Raw genomic sequence first — 16,165 nt, 5'->3', positions numbered from 1 at the left:
CAATCGGGCAAGTGTGGGCGGCGCCGTGGGCGCAGCATGTCACGCTCCGGTTCACGAGACAAAACCCAGCATGCACAGCGAACACACCCCGCGCACGATTGCCCTGGTCACCGGTGGCAGTCGTGGTATTGGCCGCAGCATCGCCCTGCATCTGGCCCGGCAGGGCAGTGATGTAGTGATCACTTACCAGCACCAGCAGGTGCAAGCAGCGGACACCGTGCGCCAGCTCGAAGCCTGTGGCGTGCGCGCAGCCATGCTGCCGCTGGACCTGGCGGCAACCGGCACGCTGGAAACCTTCGTGCCGGCCATGCAGGCGCAACTGCAGCGCTGGGGCGCATCGCAGTTCCAGCACCTGGTGAACAATGCCGGCCTGCACGCACCGTCAGCCTTCGGCGAGATCCGGGCCGAAGACATGGACCTGCTGTACCGTGTGCACTTCAAAGGCCCGCTGCTGCTGACGCAGGCGTTGTCACCGCAGTTGGCCGACGGCGGCGCGATCGTCAACATCTCCACCAGCCTGACACGCCACGTGGCGGCTGGCAGCCTGGCCTATGCGGCAATGAAGCGTGCGCTGGAAAGCGCCACGCGCTATCTGGCGCTGGAACTGGGCGCGCGCGGCATCGCGGTGAACGCGGTGGCACCCGGTGCCACCGAAACCGACTTCTTCGGTGGCGCGGTACGCGACGACGCAGGCGTGAACCAGTACGTGGCGCAGCACACGGCGATGGGCCGCAGCGGCCGCGCCGATGACATCGGTGCCGCCGTGGCCAACCTGCTGGCACCGGGCAGCCACTGGATCACCGGGCAGCGGATCGAAGTGGCGGGCGGCATGCTGCTGTAAGCCACGCAGGCGCGGGCGTTCACACTTCCAGCGGCACCGTAGGCACCACGTTGGGGAAGACTTCTTCCAGCGCTTCGGCTTCACCCGGTGCCGGCGCAGGCCAGTTGTAGGCGTTCACCGGCTGCGCCCGGTTCACCCACAGCGCGTAGTGCAGATGGTCGGCACGGCCATCGCCGGTGTTGGGGTGGATGAGGATGGTCAGGCCCAGGCTGTTCAGCTGCAGCCATGGCACCAGCACCGGCAGCAGGTCGTTGCGGAAGCCGAAGTAGAACGAGGGCGTGACGTGCGGGCCGCGCGGCTGCAGGTTCCAGTTGCCCAGTTCCACCGGAAAGCGCTCGGCCACCCAGCGCCGCAGCAGTGCGGCCTTCTGGTAGCTGTCTTCGTCGAAGTAGATATGCGCGTGGTAGCTCTTGACGTTGGTATAGGGGCGCGGCCGATCCGGCAGCAGCGACTGCCCCAGGCGCACGCTGGGCGGGCGCGGTGTGGGCTCGCCCACGGTGTGCTGGCCCCACGGACTGCTGCCCTGTGCCGACGGCGGCACGATCGGGCGGAAGCCGGGCCGGCCCGGTTCGGTGGTGTTGCTGGAGAGCCGGGCGTGTTGCGCATCCTGGCCATCACCCACAGGACGTGCTGCGCCGGGGTCAGTGGACATACTCGGATTCCTGTTCGCGGGCTTCCACGGTTTCGCAGTCTTCGCTGCAGGTCCAGTAAGCAGATCGCATCACTACATGGCGGCCCCTGTTGACAGGGTAGAATGATCGTTCTACCTTTGCCCCATGCACACGCCGCCCCCCGACACCCGGCAGAAGATCCTGACCACCGCCGAAGCCCTGATCTACCAGAACGGGATACATGCCACGGGCATGGATCTGCTGGTGAAAACCTCTGGCGTTGCGCGGAAAAGCATCTACCGCCACTTTGACAACAAGGACGACGTCGCTGCGGCCGCGTTGAACGCGCGCGACGTGCGTTGGCTCGCCTGGTTCCGGCAGGAGTGCGACAAAGCCGACAGTCCGGAAGCGCGCATCCTCGCCATGTTCGCGGCTCTCAAGGGATGGTTCGAATCCGAGGGGTATCGCGGCTGTGCCTTCATCAACACGGCGGGCGAGGTCGGCGATCCTGACGACCCGATCCGTGCCATCGCCAGACGCCACAAGCAGAAGCTGCTTGATTACACGCTGGAACTCACCGGGCAGCTGGACGTCGCGCAGCCGGCCGCGCTGGCACGGCAGCTGCTGGTTCTCATGGAAGGTGCAATCACCGTATCGCGCGTGATGGGTGACTACAGCGCCGCAGATGATGCAAAGGATGTTGCGCAGTTGTTGTTGAAACAGGCCCAGCGTTAACGCCTGCGCCCTGTAATCCCGTTGAAGCACCCCGTTCATCCATATTGACTGGAGGCCCCACCGTGTCTGCTGAAGAAACCCGTCCGCCGCTTCCCCCGTTCACGCTTGAATCGGCAATCCAGAAAGTCCGCCTGGCCGAGGACGGCTGGAATTCCCGCGACGCCGACAAAGTGTCGCTTGCCTATTCGCTGGATACCCGCTGGCGCAACCGCGCCGAATTCACTCAGGGGCGCGAGCAGGCCAGGCAGTTCCTTGCCCGCAAGTGGAAGAAGGAGCTTGAGTACCGCCTGATCAAGGAGCTGTGGGCGTTCACCGGCAACCGTATTGCCGTGCGCTATGCCTATGAATGGCATGATGATTCGGGCAACTGGTTCCGTTCCTACGGAAATGAGAACTGGGAATTTGCCGCGGACGGACTGATGGAGCGCAGGTTCTCGTGCATCAACGACATGCCGATCAAGGAAGGCGAGCGCAGGTTCCACTGGCCGCTGGGGCGCCGTCCGGATGATCACCCGGGGCTGTCCGACCTGGGGTTGTGAGCACGACTGGCGAAGGGTACGAAAGCCGGTGGCCGAGATGGCGCACGCGGGTTTTCGATACCTTCGCCAGTGCTGTATCGCGGCAGTGCTGGGTCTAGGACTGCACTTCAGCGCGGAATGCGATCTCGATCAGCTGCTCCGGGAAGGCCAGCGCAGAAACACCGATGAGGTTGCTCGCGACCTGCGGGACCGCTTGGCCGTACACGGCGGGTCGAACCTTGCCGCTGGCGGCGAACGCAGCCGGAACATCGATGACGAACAGGGTTTCTTCCACCACGTCGGCCAGCGAGCCGCCCAGTTCGGCCAGCAATACCTGCGCGTTCTCGTAGGTGCGCTTCATCTGCGCTTCCATGGTGTCGAAGCTGGCAGGCTTTCCGTCAGCACCCAGCGCGGCCGGCGCGACCAGTTGTCCTTCCGGCGTATGCGCGAGCTGGCCAGAGACGAAGATCGAGTTGTTCACGCGCACGGCCTGCACGTAGCCATAAGCCGATTCCCACGGCACACCAAAGCTGGCCGTCCTGCGGTTGAGGCTGCTCACTGCGTTGTTTCTCCCAGGGTGAAAGCACCAGTCTGGCGGCCGCTGCGGTGCGCCGCCTACCCCGAAGGAGTGACTCGAACTGCGACAACACCCGTTCCACGTTCCCCGCCCAGGCTGGGCCTGGCGGATGCTTGGCCTAAGGCAGCGCGGCGTTGAGTTGCCTCGGCGCGCGGGCTAGGGTGGCCCCGTTGCCACCACGCCCGTCTGCCATGACCACCACCAACGCCGAGACCCAGCGCAAGCGCGCAGCGTTCCGCCTACTACATGCCGAGGGCTGCTTCGTGCTGCCCAACCCCTGGGACGTGGGCAGTGCGCGCTATCTGCAGCGGCAGGGGTTTCAGGCGCTGGCCACCACCAGCGCTGGCTGTGCGTGGAGCGAAGGCCGGCCCGACGGCGCGGTTTCGCTGCAGGCCACGCTGGACCATCTGCGCCTGATGGCCGTAGCCACCGATCTGCCGCTCAACGCCGATTTTGGCGATGGTTTCGGCGCAACTCCCGATGACGTGGGTCATGCGGTGACCGCGGCGCTGGACACCGGCATTGCAGCGCTCTCGATCGAAGATGCCAGCGGTCTGGCCGATGCGCCGCTGCGTCCGCTGGATGAGGCCGTGCAACGCCTGCGCGCCGCGCGTGTGGCCATTGATCGTGCCGCCGCCGATGTGCTGCTGGTGGGGCGCGCAGAGAACTTCTTCGTGGGCGTACCGGATCTGGACGACGCACTGCAGCGCCTGCGTGCCTACGCGGCGGCCGGTGCCGATGTGCTGTATGCCCCGGGCATCACCACGGTCGAGCAGATCCGGGCCGTGGTGGCCGCCGCCGCCGGCACGCCGGTGAATCTGCTGGTCGGTGGGCCGACGCCACTGACGCTGCGCGACATCGCAGCGCTGGGCGTGCGCCGGGTCAGCCTGGGCGGTGCGTTGGCCCGCGCGGCGTGGGGCGGGTTGATGCAGGCCACCGACCCGCTCGTGCGCGACGGCCGCTTCGACGGGCTGCAGCAGGCCGCTGCCGGCGCCGCGCTGAACGACCTGTTCCGGTGACGCCGTGGACAGCGCAGCGGCCCATGCGGAGGCGCGGGGTCAGAGCCCTTCGCTGCGCGAAGGGGTCCGACCCCGGGGCCTGATCAGAACCGCGCGGTAGCGCCGACGAAGAAGGTGCGTGCGCCGCCGTCGTAGTTGTTGCCTTCGTCGATGGTGGACACATCACCGACGTTCAGCACGCCGGCACGCAGGGTCAGGTTCTCGTTCACGTCGAAGCCGGTGACCAGATCCCACGTGGTGTAGGCCTTGGCGAAGGTCGCGCTGGTGGCCGACACCAGCTGCTTGCCGATGTGCTGCGCACTGGCATTGAGCGACCAGGCATCGGTCACCTGCCATTCCAGCGAGGTGTTGGCAGTCAGTTCCGGTACCACCAGCAGGGTGGCGCCGGTGGTGCGGTTCTTCGATTCCAGCATGCGCGTGGCATTGGTGGTCCAGCTCAGCCGCTCATGCAGCGGCACGGTCACGCTGGCTTCCACGCCGCGCGTGCGTGCCTTCTGGATGTTCTGCGCCACCGTCCACCAGTAGCCGTTGACGAAGCTGGTGGTCTGGCCCGGAATCTGGCTCAGCGGTACCTGCTCGATCTTGTCGTCGAAGTTGGTCAGGAAGTAGGTGGCCGACGCCGACCAGCCGCCCTGGTCATAGCCCAGGCCCAGCTCGTAGTTGGTGCTGGTTTCCGGTTCCAGGTTCGGGTTGCCGGCCATGTAGCAGCCGCGCGTGCCATCGGCATTCACCGAGGTGCTGCTCCAGCCTTCCACGGTCAACGCGCGGCAGCCGTTGCCACCGGACTGGGTGGCCGCGCCGGCGGTGCCCTGCTTCAGGTTGGGGGCGCGGAAGCCCTTGGAAATGCCACCCCGCACGGTCCACGCCTCGGCCGGGTGCCACACGCCGTAGATGCGCGGGCTCAGGTTGTCGTCGTAGTTTTCAGTGTTGTCCCAGCGCAGGCCCAGGGTCAGCACGAAGCGCTCGTGCAGGGTGATGTGATCTTCGGCGAACAGCGCCCACGAATCGGCCTCGCTGGTGGGGCTGATGCGGCCGCTGCCGGTCCAGGTCACCGGTACGGTGCCGATCGTGTCGCTGTTTTCCAGCTCCTCGCGCTTCCATTGCCCGCCCACGTTCAAGCTGTGCTCGAAGCCCCAGTGGAAGCCGGTGGTAAGGGCGGTATCGAAGACGGTTTCCTTCGAGTGGTTGCCCACCGTGCTGCCCTTGTCTTCGTAATCGTTCTGCACCAGCGTGGTCTTGGACGTGCTGGCATCGCCGTACTTGCCGTCATGGCTGAGCACGTAGCCGGTCTGCACCAGCTTGGACAGGCCCCAGCTGCTGACCGCGCCGGCGCCGCTGTTGCGCTGGGTGCCGCGCGAGGCTTCCACGCCCACGCTGTGGTTGTCGTTCACCCGCCAATGGAACTGCACGTTGGCATTTTCCGCCTTGTTGCCGGGCGTCTGCCGCGCGCCGCGGTCCGATTCGCGGTCGGTCACGTTGGCACCCACGCGCACGCCCAGGTTCTGGGTGAGCGGGCCACTGAACAGCGCGCCCATCTGCGTGGTGTTGCCGCGCGTATCCGAATCGGGCTTGCTGTAGTTGAAGGTGGCCGAGCCGCCCCAGTGGTCGGCGATCTTGCGGGTGATGATGTTGATCACACCGCCCATCGCGTCCGAACCGTACAGCGAGGACATCGGGCCGCGCACTACTTCAATGCGTTCGATCATGTCCGGCGACAGCCAGTTCAGATCCTGCGGGCCCAGGTCATCGCGGTAGTTCACGCCGGCCGAGCTGCCCTGGCGGCGGCCGTCGATCAGGATCAGCGTGTACTGCTCGGGCAGGCCGCGCAGGCGGATCTTCGACTGCGCACCGGACAGCGCGTAGCCGCCGGTGACGCCGGGCACGGTGCTCAGCAGCTGGCCGATGCTGCTGACCGGCTTGCGCTCGATCTCCTCGCGGGTGATCACGCTGATGCTGGCCGGGGCATCCTTGATCCACTGCTGGGCACCGGTGGCGGTGACCACCACGGTGTCCAACTGGCGCGCCGAGGAGGCATCGGCGCTGGCATCAGCGTGGGCGTGGGCGGCCAGCGCCAGACCGATCGCGGCGGTCAGGGTGGCAACGGAACGGCGGCGGTTCGGTGAGGCGTGCGACATCGCGCAGGTACTCCTGTGAGGGGGTCCACTGGCGATGGCTGGGACGTCCGTGTGTGGGGGTTTCAGTATTCCTTAACAATCGTATCACGAATCATTCGCATTTGATGCAGGGCGATACACAGGGCCATGGTGGGCCCTGTGTGATCGTGGCCGCTAGCGGCGGTAGCGGGCGGGTACTTCGCTGCGTGACAGGTTGGGGGCCATGGCCAACCGTGCCGCCTGCAGGGCGGCGAACTGCGCGTCATCCGGCAGCGGGGGCAGGGTGACGGTCTCCCCCAGATCCAGGCCCACTAGCGCGGCATCCACCATGTCGCCGGTTTCCATCAGGAAGCCCGGCGGGAAGCTGTCGACATCGCGCCCGGCCTTTTCCCAGAGCTCGGTGCGGGTGGCGCCCGGCAGCACCGCTTGCACCCGCAGCCCTTGCGGTTCCCACTGTGCTGCCAGCGCCTGGCTCAGGTTCAGCAGGTAGGCCTTGGTACCGCTGTACACGCCTTCGAACATCTCCGGCGCCAAGGCCAGCACCGACGACAGATTGATGATCGTGCCGCGGCCCTGTGCCAGGAAGGCGCGGCCGGCGGCGGCACACAGGCGGGTGGGCGCGGTGACGTTCAGGGCGATGATCTGGTCCAGCGCCTGCGGCGTGTTGTCGAGCAATCCGCCTTTCAGCGACATGCCGGCGTTGTTCACCAGTACGTCGATATCGCCACGCTGTAGGCGCGCTTCCACGCGCGCCAGATCATCAGCGGCGGTCAGGTCGGCGGTAAGCACTTCCACGGCACAACCATGCTCGGTGCGCAGGCGCTCGGCCAGCGCGGCAAGGCGCTGGGCATCGCGCGCTACCAGCACCAGCTCATGGCCACGGCGGGCGAAGCGATCGGCGTACACGGCACCAATGCCGGTGGAAGCGCCGGTCACCAGCGCGATGGGGGAGGTTTTCATGGGTATTCCAGGCAGGGAAGGGATCAGCGGCTCACATCAACCAGGGTGCGGCCCTTGGCTTGGCCCTGCAGCATGCGTGCGGTGAAGGCCGGTACCTCGCCCAGGCCGATCTCATGGGTGGTGGCCGCCAGCTTGGCCAGGTCCAGATCGGTTGCCAGTCGCTGCCATGCCTGTTCGCGCAGCGCCGCCGACGCACGTACCGAATCGATGCCGGCCAGGGTGACGCCACGCAGGATGAATGGCAGCACCGTGCCCGGCAGTTCGCGCCCGCCGACGAAGCCACAGGTGGTGGCAATGCCGCGATAGCGTGTCTGCGCCAGTGCGTTCACCAGCGTCTGTCCGCCCACCGCATCCAGGGTGGCGGCCCACCGCTCGGCCTGCACGGGCGCGCCCTGTGCGGACAGGGTGGCGCGGTCGATGATCTCTGCCGCGCCCAAGGCGCGCAGGTACTCGGCTTCGGCGGGCTTGCCGGTGGAGGCCACCACCCGGTAGCCTCGGCCCGACAGCAGGGCGACAGCCACCGAGCCCACGCCACCGGATGCACCGGTGACCAGCACATCGCCGTCGCCCGGTGCGACCCCATGGCGCTCCACTTCCAGCAGGCTGAGCATGGCGGTCAGGCCGGCGGTGCCGATGGCCATGGCGGCGCGCGCGTCAAGTGCGGCAGGCAGCTTCACCAACCAGTCGCCCGGCACGCGCGCACGCTGTGCATAGCCGCCATGGTGGGCCTGGCTCAGGTCCCAGCCGGTGGCCACCACTGCATCGCCCGGCTGGAACCGCGGATCCGACGACGCTTCCACCGTGCCCGCAAAGTCGATTCCGGGAATCAGCGGGAAGGTCTGGATGATCTGCATGCCGGCCAGCGCGATCGCATCCTTGTAGTTCACATTCGACCATTCCACGCGCACGGACACATTGCCGTCGTGGAGGATGTCGTCCTGCAGATCCTGCAAGGTGGTGGTGACGGCGCCATCGGCGGCGCGCTCGGCAACAAGGGCTCGGAAGGACATGGGATTTCCTTGGGGGATGGATGTGGTGCGACTATAGGCAGGCACCGCCGTGTGCGTAAGAACGCACAATTACCGCCGTTACTATCATTCGTGTGCCTATGGCAGGCAGGAGAAGCGACATGCGTACCAAGCGCCTGGACCCCAAGAGCGGCTGCGCCGTGGAGCTGACACTCTCGGTGATCGGCGGAGTGTGGAAACCGCTGTTGCTGTTCCACATCCTGACCGGCAAGAAGCGCTTCATGGAACTGACCCGGCTGATTCCCAACGCCACCCAGCGCATGCTGACCCTGCAGCTGCGGGAGCTGGAAGCCGACGGCATGGTGCTGCGCCATGTCTACGCCGAAGTGCCGCCACGCGTGGAATACGAAGCTACGCCGCTGGCCCGCACGCTGGCGCCGGTCATGCTGAGCCTGCGTGAGTGGGGCGAGCGCTATCGCGAACAGCAGCAGAGCCTGCCGCCACTGCCGGCACAGTGCGACGCAGACGCAGCGATTCCCGCAAAGGCAGCATCGCCCGCGCGATCGCGCAAGGCAGCGAGCACGCAGGCAACGTCGCCGCAGTAACTGCAACATTGCACTGCTATAACGTTGCGCCGTCGGCGGCGGTGTCCGCCTTGAAGTGCAGGAAACGCATGACCCGAGTTCTTTCGCGGCGCTGGCTGTGCCCGTCGCTGCTGGCCATGGTGGCCGCTCTGGCCGCATGCCAGCCCGTCGCGCGCGGCGACGCGCCGCTGGCCGAAGCCACCCGGCCGCACAACGTGATCGTGATGATCAACGACGGCGCCGGCTGGGGCACCTGGGATGCCGCCGCGTACTGGCAGTACGGCAGTCGCGAGGGCGCGCCCTACGCGCAGTTCCCGCAGCGCCTGGGCGTGACCACGTTCCCGTTGAACGCCAGCAGCCAGCCCACCCGCGATGCCGCGCAGACCATCGGCTACGACGCATCGCGAGCGTGGAGTGCCACCGCCGTACCTGCCGCCGACCTGCCGTTCGAGGGATACCAATACTTGGCTGCCGTGGCCACCGACAGTGCAGCGGCTGGCACCGCGTTGTCTTCCGGGGTGAAGACGTACAACAACGCTATCAACTTCAGCAACGACGGCATGCCGGTGGACTTCAACACGCTGCGCGCCAAGCGCCTGGGCATGGCCACCGGCGTGGTCACCTCCGTACCGTTCGCACACGCAACGCCCGCGGCGTTCGCGGCGCAGAACGAATCGCGCAACAGCTACCACGCCATTGCCCACCAGATGCTGGCGCAGGGCCACATGGATCTGGTGATGGGCACCGGCGGCCCTGGCTACAGCGTGGACGGCAGGCCCTGCGTGGACGGCCTGGACGCGGTCGCCGCCGAAGGCTGCCAGAACCCGTGGGAATGGGTGTCGCAGCAGGATTGGCAGCAGCTGGAAGCGGGCATGCCGATTGCTGGCAATCCGTCGGGTGCCTGGCGATTGATCCGCAGCAAGGATGAATTCACCGCGCTGGCCGCAGGCCGCCTGCCCAGCGATCGCCCGCTGATCGGCGTGCCGCAGGTCGCCAACACGCTGCAGCAGGCGCGGCAGCTGGCCGTGGTCGGGCACGATGCGGCCACGCCTTCCGGGGTGAAGAAGATCGACAGCGTGCCCGACCTGGCCACCATGACCCGGGGTGCGCTGCAGTTCCTGCAGCAGCGCTCACCGAAGGGCCTGTTCCTGATGGTGGAAGGTGGGGCGACGGATTGGGCTGCGCACACCAGCGCCTGCGGCACCGAATGGCACTACGGCGCCTGCAACGACCAGCCGCAGTTCGGCCGCCTGATCGAGGAAACGGTGGAGTTCAACGATGCGGTCGCCGCGGTGGTTGAATGGATCGAACGCAATGGCGGCTGGGAACGCAACCTGCTGATCGTCACCACCGACCACGACAACAGCATGCCGATGGGGCCGGATGCGCAGCAGGTGGCGTTCCAGCCGGTGCGCAACAACGGCCGCGGGCAGCTGCCGGGCATGAGCTTCCGCCCCACCGGCAACCATTCCAATGGGCTGGTGCCGCTGTGGGCCAAGGGCAACGGTGCCGAAGGCCTGGCCCGGCGCGTGCGCGGCGTCGATGCCGGCTATCGCCAGCACGTGGGCTGGAATGACGGCAGCTACATCGACAACACCGACGTAGCGTTGGCCGTGCAGGAAGCCCTGAGCCGCTGACCCCGCTCTTTGTAGAGTCGAGCCATGCTCGACTGCTCTTCGTTCTTTGCAGAGTCGAGCTCGCTCGACTGGACTGCCAAAAGCAGTCGAGCAAGCCCGGCTCTACGAAACGCTGCAGTCGAGCAATCTCGACTCTACGAAACGCTGCAGTCGAGCAATCTCGACTCTACGAAACGCTGCAGTCGAGCAATCTCGACTCTACCGGTCCCTACCGCAGCAGGGTGACCTGCTGCCCGGCACGTTCGAACGCTTCAGCCAGCAGCGATGTCTGCCGTATGGCATCCACTTCGGCAAACAACGCCTGCAGTGCTGCCACCGGGCGCGCGGCCGGTGCCGCCACGGCTTGGGCTATCGCAGTGAACCGGTCAGCCAGCACGCGGTGGCCGGGATGCTGCGCTGCCCACGCCAGCAACGGTTGGCGCACGCCTGCGGCCGCGTCCAGACGCTGCTGGGCGAACAGGGCGATGGCGGCGGCAGATGTATCGGCACGCTCGATGCGCGCGTGCTGCAATGCACGGCTGAGATACAGATCGTAGGCGGCGCCGCGGCCCACCGCGATGCGCATGCCGTGGCGATCAAGATCGGCCACGTATTGCACCGGGCTGTCCTCACGCACCAGATAGGTGCCTTCAATTTCCACATACGGCACGCTGAAGGCGATGCGATCGGCGCGCGCTGGGTCGATGGCCAGGAAGGCCAGGTCCCAGTCATCAGCAGCAGCGGCCGCCACGACAGATGCGGCGGCATCGTGGCAGGTGAAACCCGGCGCGACCCCCAGCCGTTGCGCCAGCGCCGTGGCCAGCTCCACCGAAGGGCCATGCGGCGCCGATGCGTCGCCCCGCGCCAGCACCGGATTGCCCAGGTTGATGGCGACCCGAAGGTAGCCGAGCGGCGCGAGCGCGGTACGGAAGTCGGACAGCGTCATGGGGTACTCCGGCAAGCACGGGGGAACCCAAGCATGCCAGCCACAGCGTGCCGGTGGCGTGCGCCCTTCAGTTTCCGCGACAGGTTCGCTGCCGGCGATGGCTCCCGCGCGATGCCGAAGGCGATTACCCTGCGCATCATCTGAAGCGAACTGGCGCAGCGATGAACCCTGTCATGCATGTCGAGATTCCGGTGGCCGACCTGGCCCGTGCCATCGCGTTCTACCAGCGATGGCTGCGGGTGGTGATCGATGCCCCGGTGCCGGTGCATGACTGCATGATGGCCTACCTGCCGTTCGACGATGACGCCGGCGGCGCCAGCCTGGCCCTGGTACAGGGAGCGGACTATCGGCCCTCTGAGCAGGGTGCGCGCATCTACATCGGTGTCGATGACCTGGACACCAGCCTGGCCCGTGCGCTGCAGGCCGGCGCCGCGCTGCGGTTCGGCCCCGCCCAGGCCGGTGAGTGGCACGTGGCGGAGATCGCCGACAGCGAAGGCAACCGCATTGCCGTGCAGGCCCGGGCAGCCTGACGTCCGGTCAAGAGGCAGCGGGCTGCCATCGCTGCAACCACCCTGCAATGGCAGGGTCCAGCCGCGCATCGTCGGGAAGCCGCACGCCGAAGCGATCCTGCAGCACCTGCCGCACATCGGCCACATCGCGCAGCGCCCGCTTCTGCGGCGTGTGGCCGTGGCGGTACTCGGTGTAGTTGCCGCTGCCGATGGTGCGGCGCCAGTCCGGACCGGTCAGCGAAGCACGCAGCTCGCCCGGGAAACTGGAGTGCGGGTGCGTGCACACATACCAGTTGCCCACGTCGTTGTCGGCCGGCGCTGGTGAGGCCAGGTCGAAGCGATACAGCGAACGCCAGCCATCGCCACTGCTGGCGGCCAGCAGGAAATCGCCATCGTCCAACCGCTGCAGGCGATAGCGCTCGTGCGGCGTGTCCTGTGCAGCGGCCTCGCGCAGGCGCAGCGGTACGGTCGGGGTCAGGCTGCCGAAGCCGGTGTCCACCAGCCAGTCCTCACCGTCCAGGCGTACCCGGATCAACAAATGGGTACGCGGGGTCAGTGCGCCTTCGCTGGCCGACAGCAGCACGCGCGCGCTCAGCGGATGGGCGTCGAAACCCAACGCCTGCAGCAACGCCAGGAAGGCACCGTTGAGCTCGAAGCAGTAGCCGCCGCGCTGGGCGTGCAGCAGCTTGCGCTGCACGCTGTCCAGATCGATCGGCACCGCATCGCGCAGCAGGCAGGTCAGCGTCTCGAAGGGCACGTGGGCGTTGTGGCGCTGCTGCAGCTCGGCCAGCCCAGCAAGGGTGGCCGCCGGCGCGGCCGACAGCTGCAGGCGTTGCAGGTAGCGGGGGACATCGAGCGTGGTCATCACGGCACCCGGCGAAGCGGAGATCCCTACTGTGCAACCGCAACCGGGGTTGAGGTCAAGCGGCCGGGCCGTGTCCAACCTGTCGACTCAGTACACGTCGCGGCGGTAGCGCCCGTTCTCCAGCAGCGTTTCCACGGCATCGTCGCCCAGCGCGGTGCGCAGCACCTGGTCCACGCCTTCGGCCATGCCCTGCAGCGAGCCGCAGACGTGGATCACCGCACCACGTGCCAGCCACGCCTGAAGTTCACCGGTTGCCGCCTGCAGCCGGTGCTGCACGTAGCCGCCACCGTCGGCATCACGCGAGAACGCCAGGTCCATCCGTGCCAGGTGGCCGCCGGCCTGCCAGTGCGCAAGCTCATCGGCGAACAGCAGGTCATGCGCGCGCTGGCGCTCACCGAACAACAGCCAGTGCCCATGCTCGCCGTCGGCAGCGGCTTCACGCAGCAGGCTGCGCAGGCCGGCGATGCCGGTACCGTTGCCGATCAGCACCATCTGGGTTCCGGCCACGCGCTGGAAACCGGGGTTGTGGTGCACGCGCGCAGCGATGCTTTCACCAGGCACCGCATGCACGGCCAGCCAGCCGGAGCCCAGGCCGGGACGGCCGGCGCCGTCGTGGGTCAGGCGCACCACCAGTTCCACCACGCCATCGGCGGCACAAGAGGCGATGGAGTATTCACGGCCGGGCAGCAGCGGCAGCCCGGACAACCACAGGCAGGCGTCCTGCACCGGCATGGCCGGCAGGCCATCGGGCAGCACGCGCTCGCTGGCCAGCTGCAGCAGGGTGCGGGTCTGCGCATCCACGCGGGTCGGCTGCAGCGGGTCCAGCCCGTGCGCCTGTAGTACAGCGCGTGCATGCGCGGCGGCGTTGCGCGGTGCGATGTGCAGGATGTCGCCGGCCTTCCAGTGCTGGTTCGCCGGCGTGGCCAGGCGGATGCGCCAGATCTGCCCGCCCATGCTGCCGGGATTCAACAGCGTGCGTTCCAGCAGTTGCCAGTCATGCAGCACGGTGGCCGGTGGCAGCACGCTGTCGTCGGTGTGGATGCCGGTCAACGCACCCAGCTGCAGCTGCCACTGGCGCAGCGACGCCACCGCGGCCGCATCCACGTCGATGCGGTCGAACAGCGGCTGCGCGCCGTTGCGTGCCAGCCAGTCGTCCACCTGCACGCCGAAGGCGCAGTAGTGCGGGTACTGGCGATCGCCCAGTGCCAGCAGCCCGTAGCGCAGGGCGGAAAGATCGGCCGACTGCGCGAGCAGCTGCCGGGCCGCGCGGCGCGCGTTGTCCGGGGGCTCGCCATCGCCGAACGTGCTGAGCACGAACAGCACCTGCGGCGTGTCCTGCAGCTGTTGCAGGCTGAGTCGCGCAAGCGGCAGCACCTGCACCGGATGCCCGGCCGCCTGCAGTTGGGCCGCTGCGCGCCAGGCCAGTTGTTCGGCCAGGCCGCTCTGGCTGGCGTGTACCACCCGCCACGGCGTGCCTTCGTGGGCGTCGCTGGTGTCGCTGACCGGCAGCGACCGGCGCAACGCGCGCGCGGCGCGTTGGCTGCGGCGGCGGTCCAGGTACAGCATCCAGCCGGTGATGAAGAACAGGGTCATGCACAGGCTGGACAGCATGACGATCACGCGACCGGGCAGGCCGAAGAAGCTGCCCGAGTGCAGCGCGAACATGCTGGTCATCACCTTGCCGCCTGCATCCAGCTGGCCATAGGGGCGGTGTTCCAGCACGGCGCCAGTGCCCGGGTCGATCTGCAGGCTGTCCTGGGCGCGGTCATGGCCGCCACCGCGCAGGGCCGGATCGCCGGCCATCACCCGTGCGGTGATCGGCTGGCCGGGTTTGCCGGGAAGGCGCAGGTCGATGTAGCCGCTGCGCACGCCGGGCAGGGCGTACAGGCTGTCCTGTACCCGCGTCAGGTCCAGTGGGCCGGGCTGCACCTGGGCACGGGGGGCACTGCGGCCATCGCCCAGCAGGCGGGTCACGCCATCGCGGTACCAGTCGAACGACCACCACAGGCCGGTCAGCACGATGACCAGGTAGACCAGCAGCACCCAGGTGCCGACCACCGAATGCAGGCTCCACAGGAAGCTGCGGCCACTGCGTTTCCATTCCACGGCCAGCCAGGTGCGCGGGCGCCACCACTGTCGTGGCCAGCGCAGGTAGAGGCCGGAAAGCACAAAGAACAGCAGGATGATCGCGCAGCTGCCGGTCAGCAGCTTGCCGCGCTCGCCTGCGGCCAGGTGCCGGTGCAGGTCCTCGACAAAGTCGAAGAAGGCCTGGCCGCGCAGCGTGCTGAAGCGCTCACCGCTGTACGGGTCGAAGTAGACCCAGTGTTCCTTGCCGCCTTCAAAGCGCGCCACCGAGGGGCGCTGGCCGGTGGCATCCACGCGCAGGCGTTGCAGGGGCCGGTCGCTGCCGGCCTGCAGCATCGGCACCAGTTCGTCCAGGCTCAGCGGCGGCTGGCCGTCGGCGTGATGTTCGGCAATGCCGGCCAGGCCGGGGTTGGCGGCGCGCAGCAGCTCGTCCTCGAACGACAGCGCTGCGCCACTCAGGCCCATGATGGCCAGGATGGTGCCGGCGGTGATGCCGAGGAACCAGTGCAGCTGGAACAGGACGTTCTTGAACATCGGGAAGGGGCCGTGGGTCTGCCGCGGCATCCCTGCGCAACAGTAAATGAGAATTAATCTCGGAATTCTCCCGGTCACGACCGGCCCGGGTCAAGGAGGGGGTTCCGGCAGGGCTGCGCCCTGCACCCGCTACGAGCCAGAGCCAGAGCCAAAGCCGAAGCAACAGCGGGCTATCCGTGGGTTGGCGGGGTGGGTCCAGTTGCGGGGGACGCTGCAAGTACGTCCTTGTAAGCTTGGCCGCGGCATCCATGCCGCGGACACCCCCGCAACCGGACCCACCCCGCCTTCGACAGTTTTCCGCGAGCTGTTGGAATGGCACGGGGTCGGATCCCGTTGCTGCGCAACGGGCTCCGACCCCAGATAGTTCTATATATCTGAAAGATGTGTCGACCAAGGTCGACACCTACCAACAGCCGAGCGTTCGAACAGTCGCCGTTACCCACAGCCGCAGGGAACTGTCAGAGGCGGGGCGGTGTGGGTGGGCAGGACCGCAGGCGCCATGGATGGCGCCTACGAGCCTTATCTGATGGAAATCTGGCAGCGTAGGTGTCGAGAGCCGGCGTGGGCCGCCGTATGAGCCTGGATCTCGACGATCGCCGTGTAGCTTGGCGCCCACGCCGGATTCTCCCTTGATCCGCCCGAACAGTTGCTGGAGCTGGACACTCGAAGCGATAAGACTGGGC

The 16,165-nt window shown here is 67.4% G+C and carries 14 protein-coding genes and 1 pseudogene; 7 read left to right on the top strand and 8 right to left on the bottom strand.

Features of this window, described 5'->3' with window-relative positions; translation table 11 throughout:
* The first annotated feature begins 70 nt into the window (after positions 1-70).
* On the top strand, positions 71-841 hold the full coding sequence (locus tag C1922_RS17970) for an SDR family oxidoreductase (RefSeq protein WP_108751018.1): 771 nt from the start codon (positions 71-73) through the stop codon (positions 839-841).
* Positions 842-860: 19 nt separating this feature from the next.
* On the opposite strand, the gene C1922_RS17965 is transcribed toward C1922_RS17970, so the two are convergent.
* Positions 861-1,493, bottom strand: coding sequence for a DOPA 4,5-dioxygenase family protein (locus C1922_RS17965; protein ID WP_108751017.1), 633 nt, complete (start codon positions 1,491-1,493; stop codon positions 861-863).
* Positions 1,494-1,617: 124 nt separating this feature from the next.
* On the opposite strand from C1922_RS17965, the gene C1922_RS17960 reads away from it, so the two are divergent.
* Complete coding sequence (locus tag C1922_RS17960; RefSeq protein WP_108751016.1) at positions 1,618-2,187, top strand: TetR family transcriptional regulator; 570 nt, start codon at positions 1,618-1,620, stop codon at positions 2,185-2,187.
* Positions 2,188-2,249: 62 nt separating this feature from the next.
* Entirely contained in the window at positions 2,250-2,726 is a 477-nt protein-coding gene (locus tag C1922_RS17955; RefSeq protein WP_108751015.1) for a nuclear transport factor 2 family protein, read from the top strand.
* Between the two features lie 94 nt (positions 2,727-2,820).
* Here C1922_RS17955 and C1922_RS17950 read toward each other — a convergent pair whose 3' ends face one another.
* The gene (locus C1922_RS17950; RefSeq protein ID WP_108751014.1) at positions 2,821-3,264 is read right to left on the bottom strand and encodes a Rid family hydrolase; all 444 of its coding nucleotides are present in this window, start codon (positions 3,262-3,264) and stop codon (positions 2,821-2,823) included.
* A gap of 209 nt (positions 3,265-3,473) precedes the next feature.
* Between C1922_RS17950 and C1922_RS17945 the strand changes: the two genes are divergently transcribed.
* Positions 3,474-4,301: an isocitrate lyase/phosphoenolpyruvate mutase family protein gene (locus C1922_RS17945; protein WP_108751013.1), complete on the top strand. Its 828-nt coding sequence runs from the start codon at positions 3,474-3,476 to the stop codon at positions 4,299-4,301.
* Positions 4,302-4,384: 83 nt separating this feature from the next.
* Here the strand turns inward: C1922_RS17945 and C1922_RS17940 are convergent, their stop codons facing one another.
* From C1922_RS17940 to C1922_RS17930, 3 genes are all read right to left on the bottom strand, one after another.
* Positions 4,385-6,436 (bottom strand): TonB-dependent receptor, encoded by a 2,052-nt coding sequence (locus C1922_RS17940; RefSeq protein WP_108751012.1) that lies wholly within the window; start codon positions 6,434-6,436, stop codon positions 4,385-4,387.
* Positions 6,437-6,589: 153 nt separating this feature from the next.
* Positions 6,590-7,375: an SDR family oxidoreductase gene (locus tag C1922_RS17935; protein ID WP_108751011.1), complete on the bottom strand. Its 786-nt coding sequence runs from the start codon at positions 7,373-7,375 to the stop codon at positions 6,590-6,592.
* A 23-nt stretch (positions 7,376-7,398) separates the two neighbouring features.
* Complete coding sequence (locus tag C1922_RS17930; protein ID WP_108751010.1) at positions 7,399-8,385, bottom strand: MDR family oxidoreductase; 987 nt, start codon at positions 8,383-8,385, stop codon at positions 7,399-7,401.
* 119 nt (positions 8,386-8,504) lie between these two features.
* Between C1922_RS17930 and C1922_RS17925 the strand changes: the two are divergent.
* Together C1922_RS17925 and C1922_RS17920 are read left to right on the top strand one after the other, a co-directional pair.
* Positions 8,505-8,822, top strand: a pseudogene (locus C1922_RS17925) (helix-turn-helix domain-containing protein); the annotation flags it as partial.
* Positions 8,823-9,016: 194 nt separating this feature from the next.
* A complete protein-coding gene (locus C1922_RS17920; protein ID WP_108751008.1) occupies positions 9,017-10,564 on the top strand; it encodes an alkaline phosphatase in 1,548 nt (515 codons plus the stop codon).
* 208 nt (positions 10,565-10,772) lie between these two features.
* Here C1922_RS17920 and C1922_RS17915 read toward each other — a convergent pair whose 3' ends face one another.
* Positions 10,773-11,489 carry a transporter substrate-binding domain-containing protein gene (locus C1922_RS17915; protein WP_108751007.1) on the bottom strand — a complete coding sequence of 239 codons (717 nt, stop codon included), beginning with the start codon at positions 11,487-11,489 and terminating at the stop codon, positions 10,773-10,775.
* A 161-nt stretch (positions 11,490-11,650) separates the two neighbouring features.
* Between C1922_RS17915 and C1922_RS17910 the strand changes: the two genes are divergently transcribed.
* Complete coding sequence (locus C1922_RS17910) at positions 11,651-12,019, top strand: VOC family protein (protein ID WP_108751006.1); 369 nt, start codon at positions 11,651-11,653, stop codon at positions 12,017-12,019.
* 7 nt (positions 12,020-12,026) lie between these two features.
* Here C1922_RS17910 and C1922_RS17905 read toward each other — a convergent pair whose 3' ends face one another.
* Together C1922_RS17905 and C1922_RS17900 are read right to left on the bottom strand one after the other, a co-directional pair.
* Positions 12,027-12,863, bottom strand: a complete 837-nt coding sequence (locus C1922_RS17905; protein WP_108751005.1) for an arylamine N-acetyltransferase — start codon at positions 12,861-12,863, stop codon at positions 12,027-12,029.
* An 87-nt stretch (positions 12,864-12,950) separates the two neighbouring features.
* A complete protein-coding gene (locus C1922_RS17900; protein WP_108751649.1) occupies positions 12,951-15,482 on the bottom strand; it encodes a sulfite reductase flavoprotein subunit alpha in 2,532 nt (843 codons plus the stop codon).
* Between the last annotated feature and the right edge of the window lie 683 nt (positions 15,483-16,165).

Origin of the sequence: Stenotrophomonas sp. ZAC14D2_NAIMI4_7 (assembly GCF_003086675.1) — a bacterium.
Lineage (GTDB): Bacteria > Pseudomonadota > Gammaproteobacteria > Xanthomonadales > Xanthomonadaceae > Stenotrophomonas.
Note: the sequence above shows the minus strand (reverse complement) of the source record. Positions and strands in the feature narration are given on the sequence as shown.

Coding starts and splice junctions, on each gene's coding strand:
- C1922_RS17970 (WP_108751018.1), top strand. CDS start 71: ATGCACAGCGAACACACCCCGCGCACGATTGCCCTGGTCACCGGTGGC.
- C1922_RS17965 (WP_108751017.1), bottom strand. CDS start 1,493: ATGTCCACTGACCCCGGCGCAGCACGTCCTGTGGGTGATGGCCAGGAT.
- C1922_RS17960 (WP_108751016.1), top strand. CDS start 1,618: ATGCACACGCCGCCCCCCGACACCCGGCAGAAGATCCTGACCACCGCC.
- C1922_RS17945 (WP_108751013.1), top strand. CDS start 3,474: ATGACCACCACCAACGCCGAGACCCAGCGCAAGCGCGCAGCGTTCCGC.
- C1922_RS17940 (WP_108751012.1), bottom strand. CDS start 6,436: ATGTCGCACGCCTCACCGAACCGCCGCCGTTCCGTTGCCACCCTGACC.
- C1922_RS17935 (WP_108751011.1), bottom strand. CDS start 7,375: ATGAAAACCTCCCCCATCGCGCTGGTGACCGGCGCTTCCACCGGCATT.
- C1922_RS17930 (WP_108751010.1), bottom strand. CDS start 8,385: ATGTCCTTCCGAGCCCTTGTTGCCGAGCGCGCCGCCGATGGCGCCGTC.
- C1922_RS17920 (WP_108751008.1), top strand. CDS start 9,017: ATGACCCGAGTTCTTTCGCGGCGCTGGCTGTGCCCGTCGCTGCTGGCC.
- C1922_RS17915 (WP_108751007.1), bottom strand. CDS start 11,489: ATGACGCTGTCCGACTTCCGTACCGCGCTCGCGCCGCTCGGCTACCTT.
- C1922_RS17910 (WP_108751006.1), top strand. CDS start 11,651: ATGAACCCTGTCATGCATGTCGAGATTCCGGTGGCCGACCTGGCCCGT.
- C1922_RS17905 (WP_108751005.1), bottom strand. CDS start 12,863: ATGACCACGCTCGATGTCCCCCGCTACCTGCAACGCCTGCAGCTGTCG.
- C1922_RS17900 (WP_108751649.1), bottom strand. CDS start 15,482: ATGTTCAAGAACGTCCTGTTCCAGCTGCACTGGTTCCTCGGCATCACC.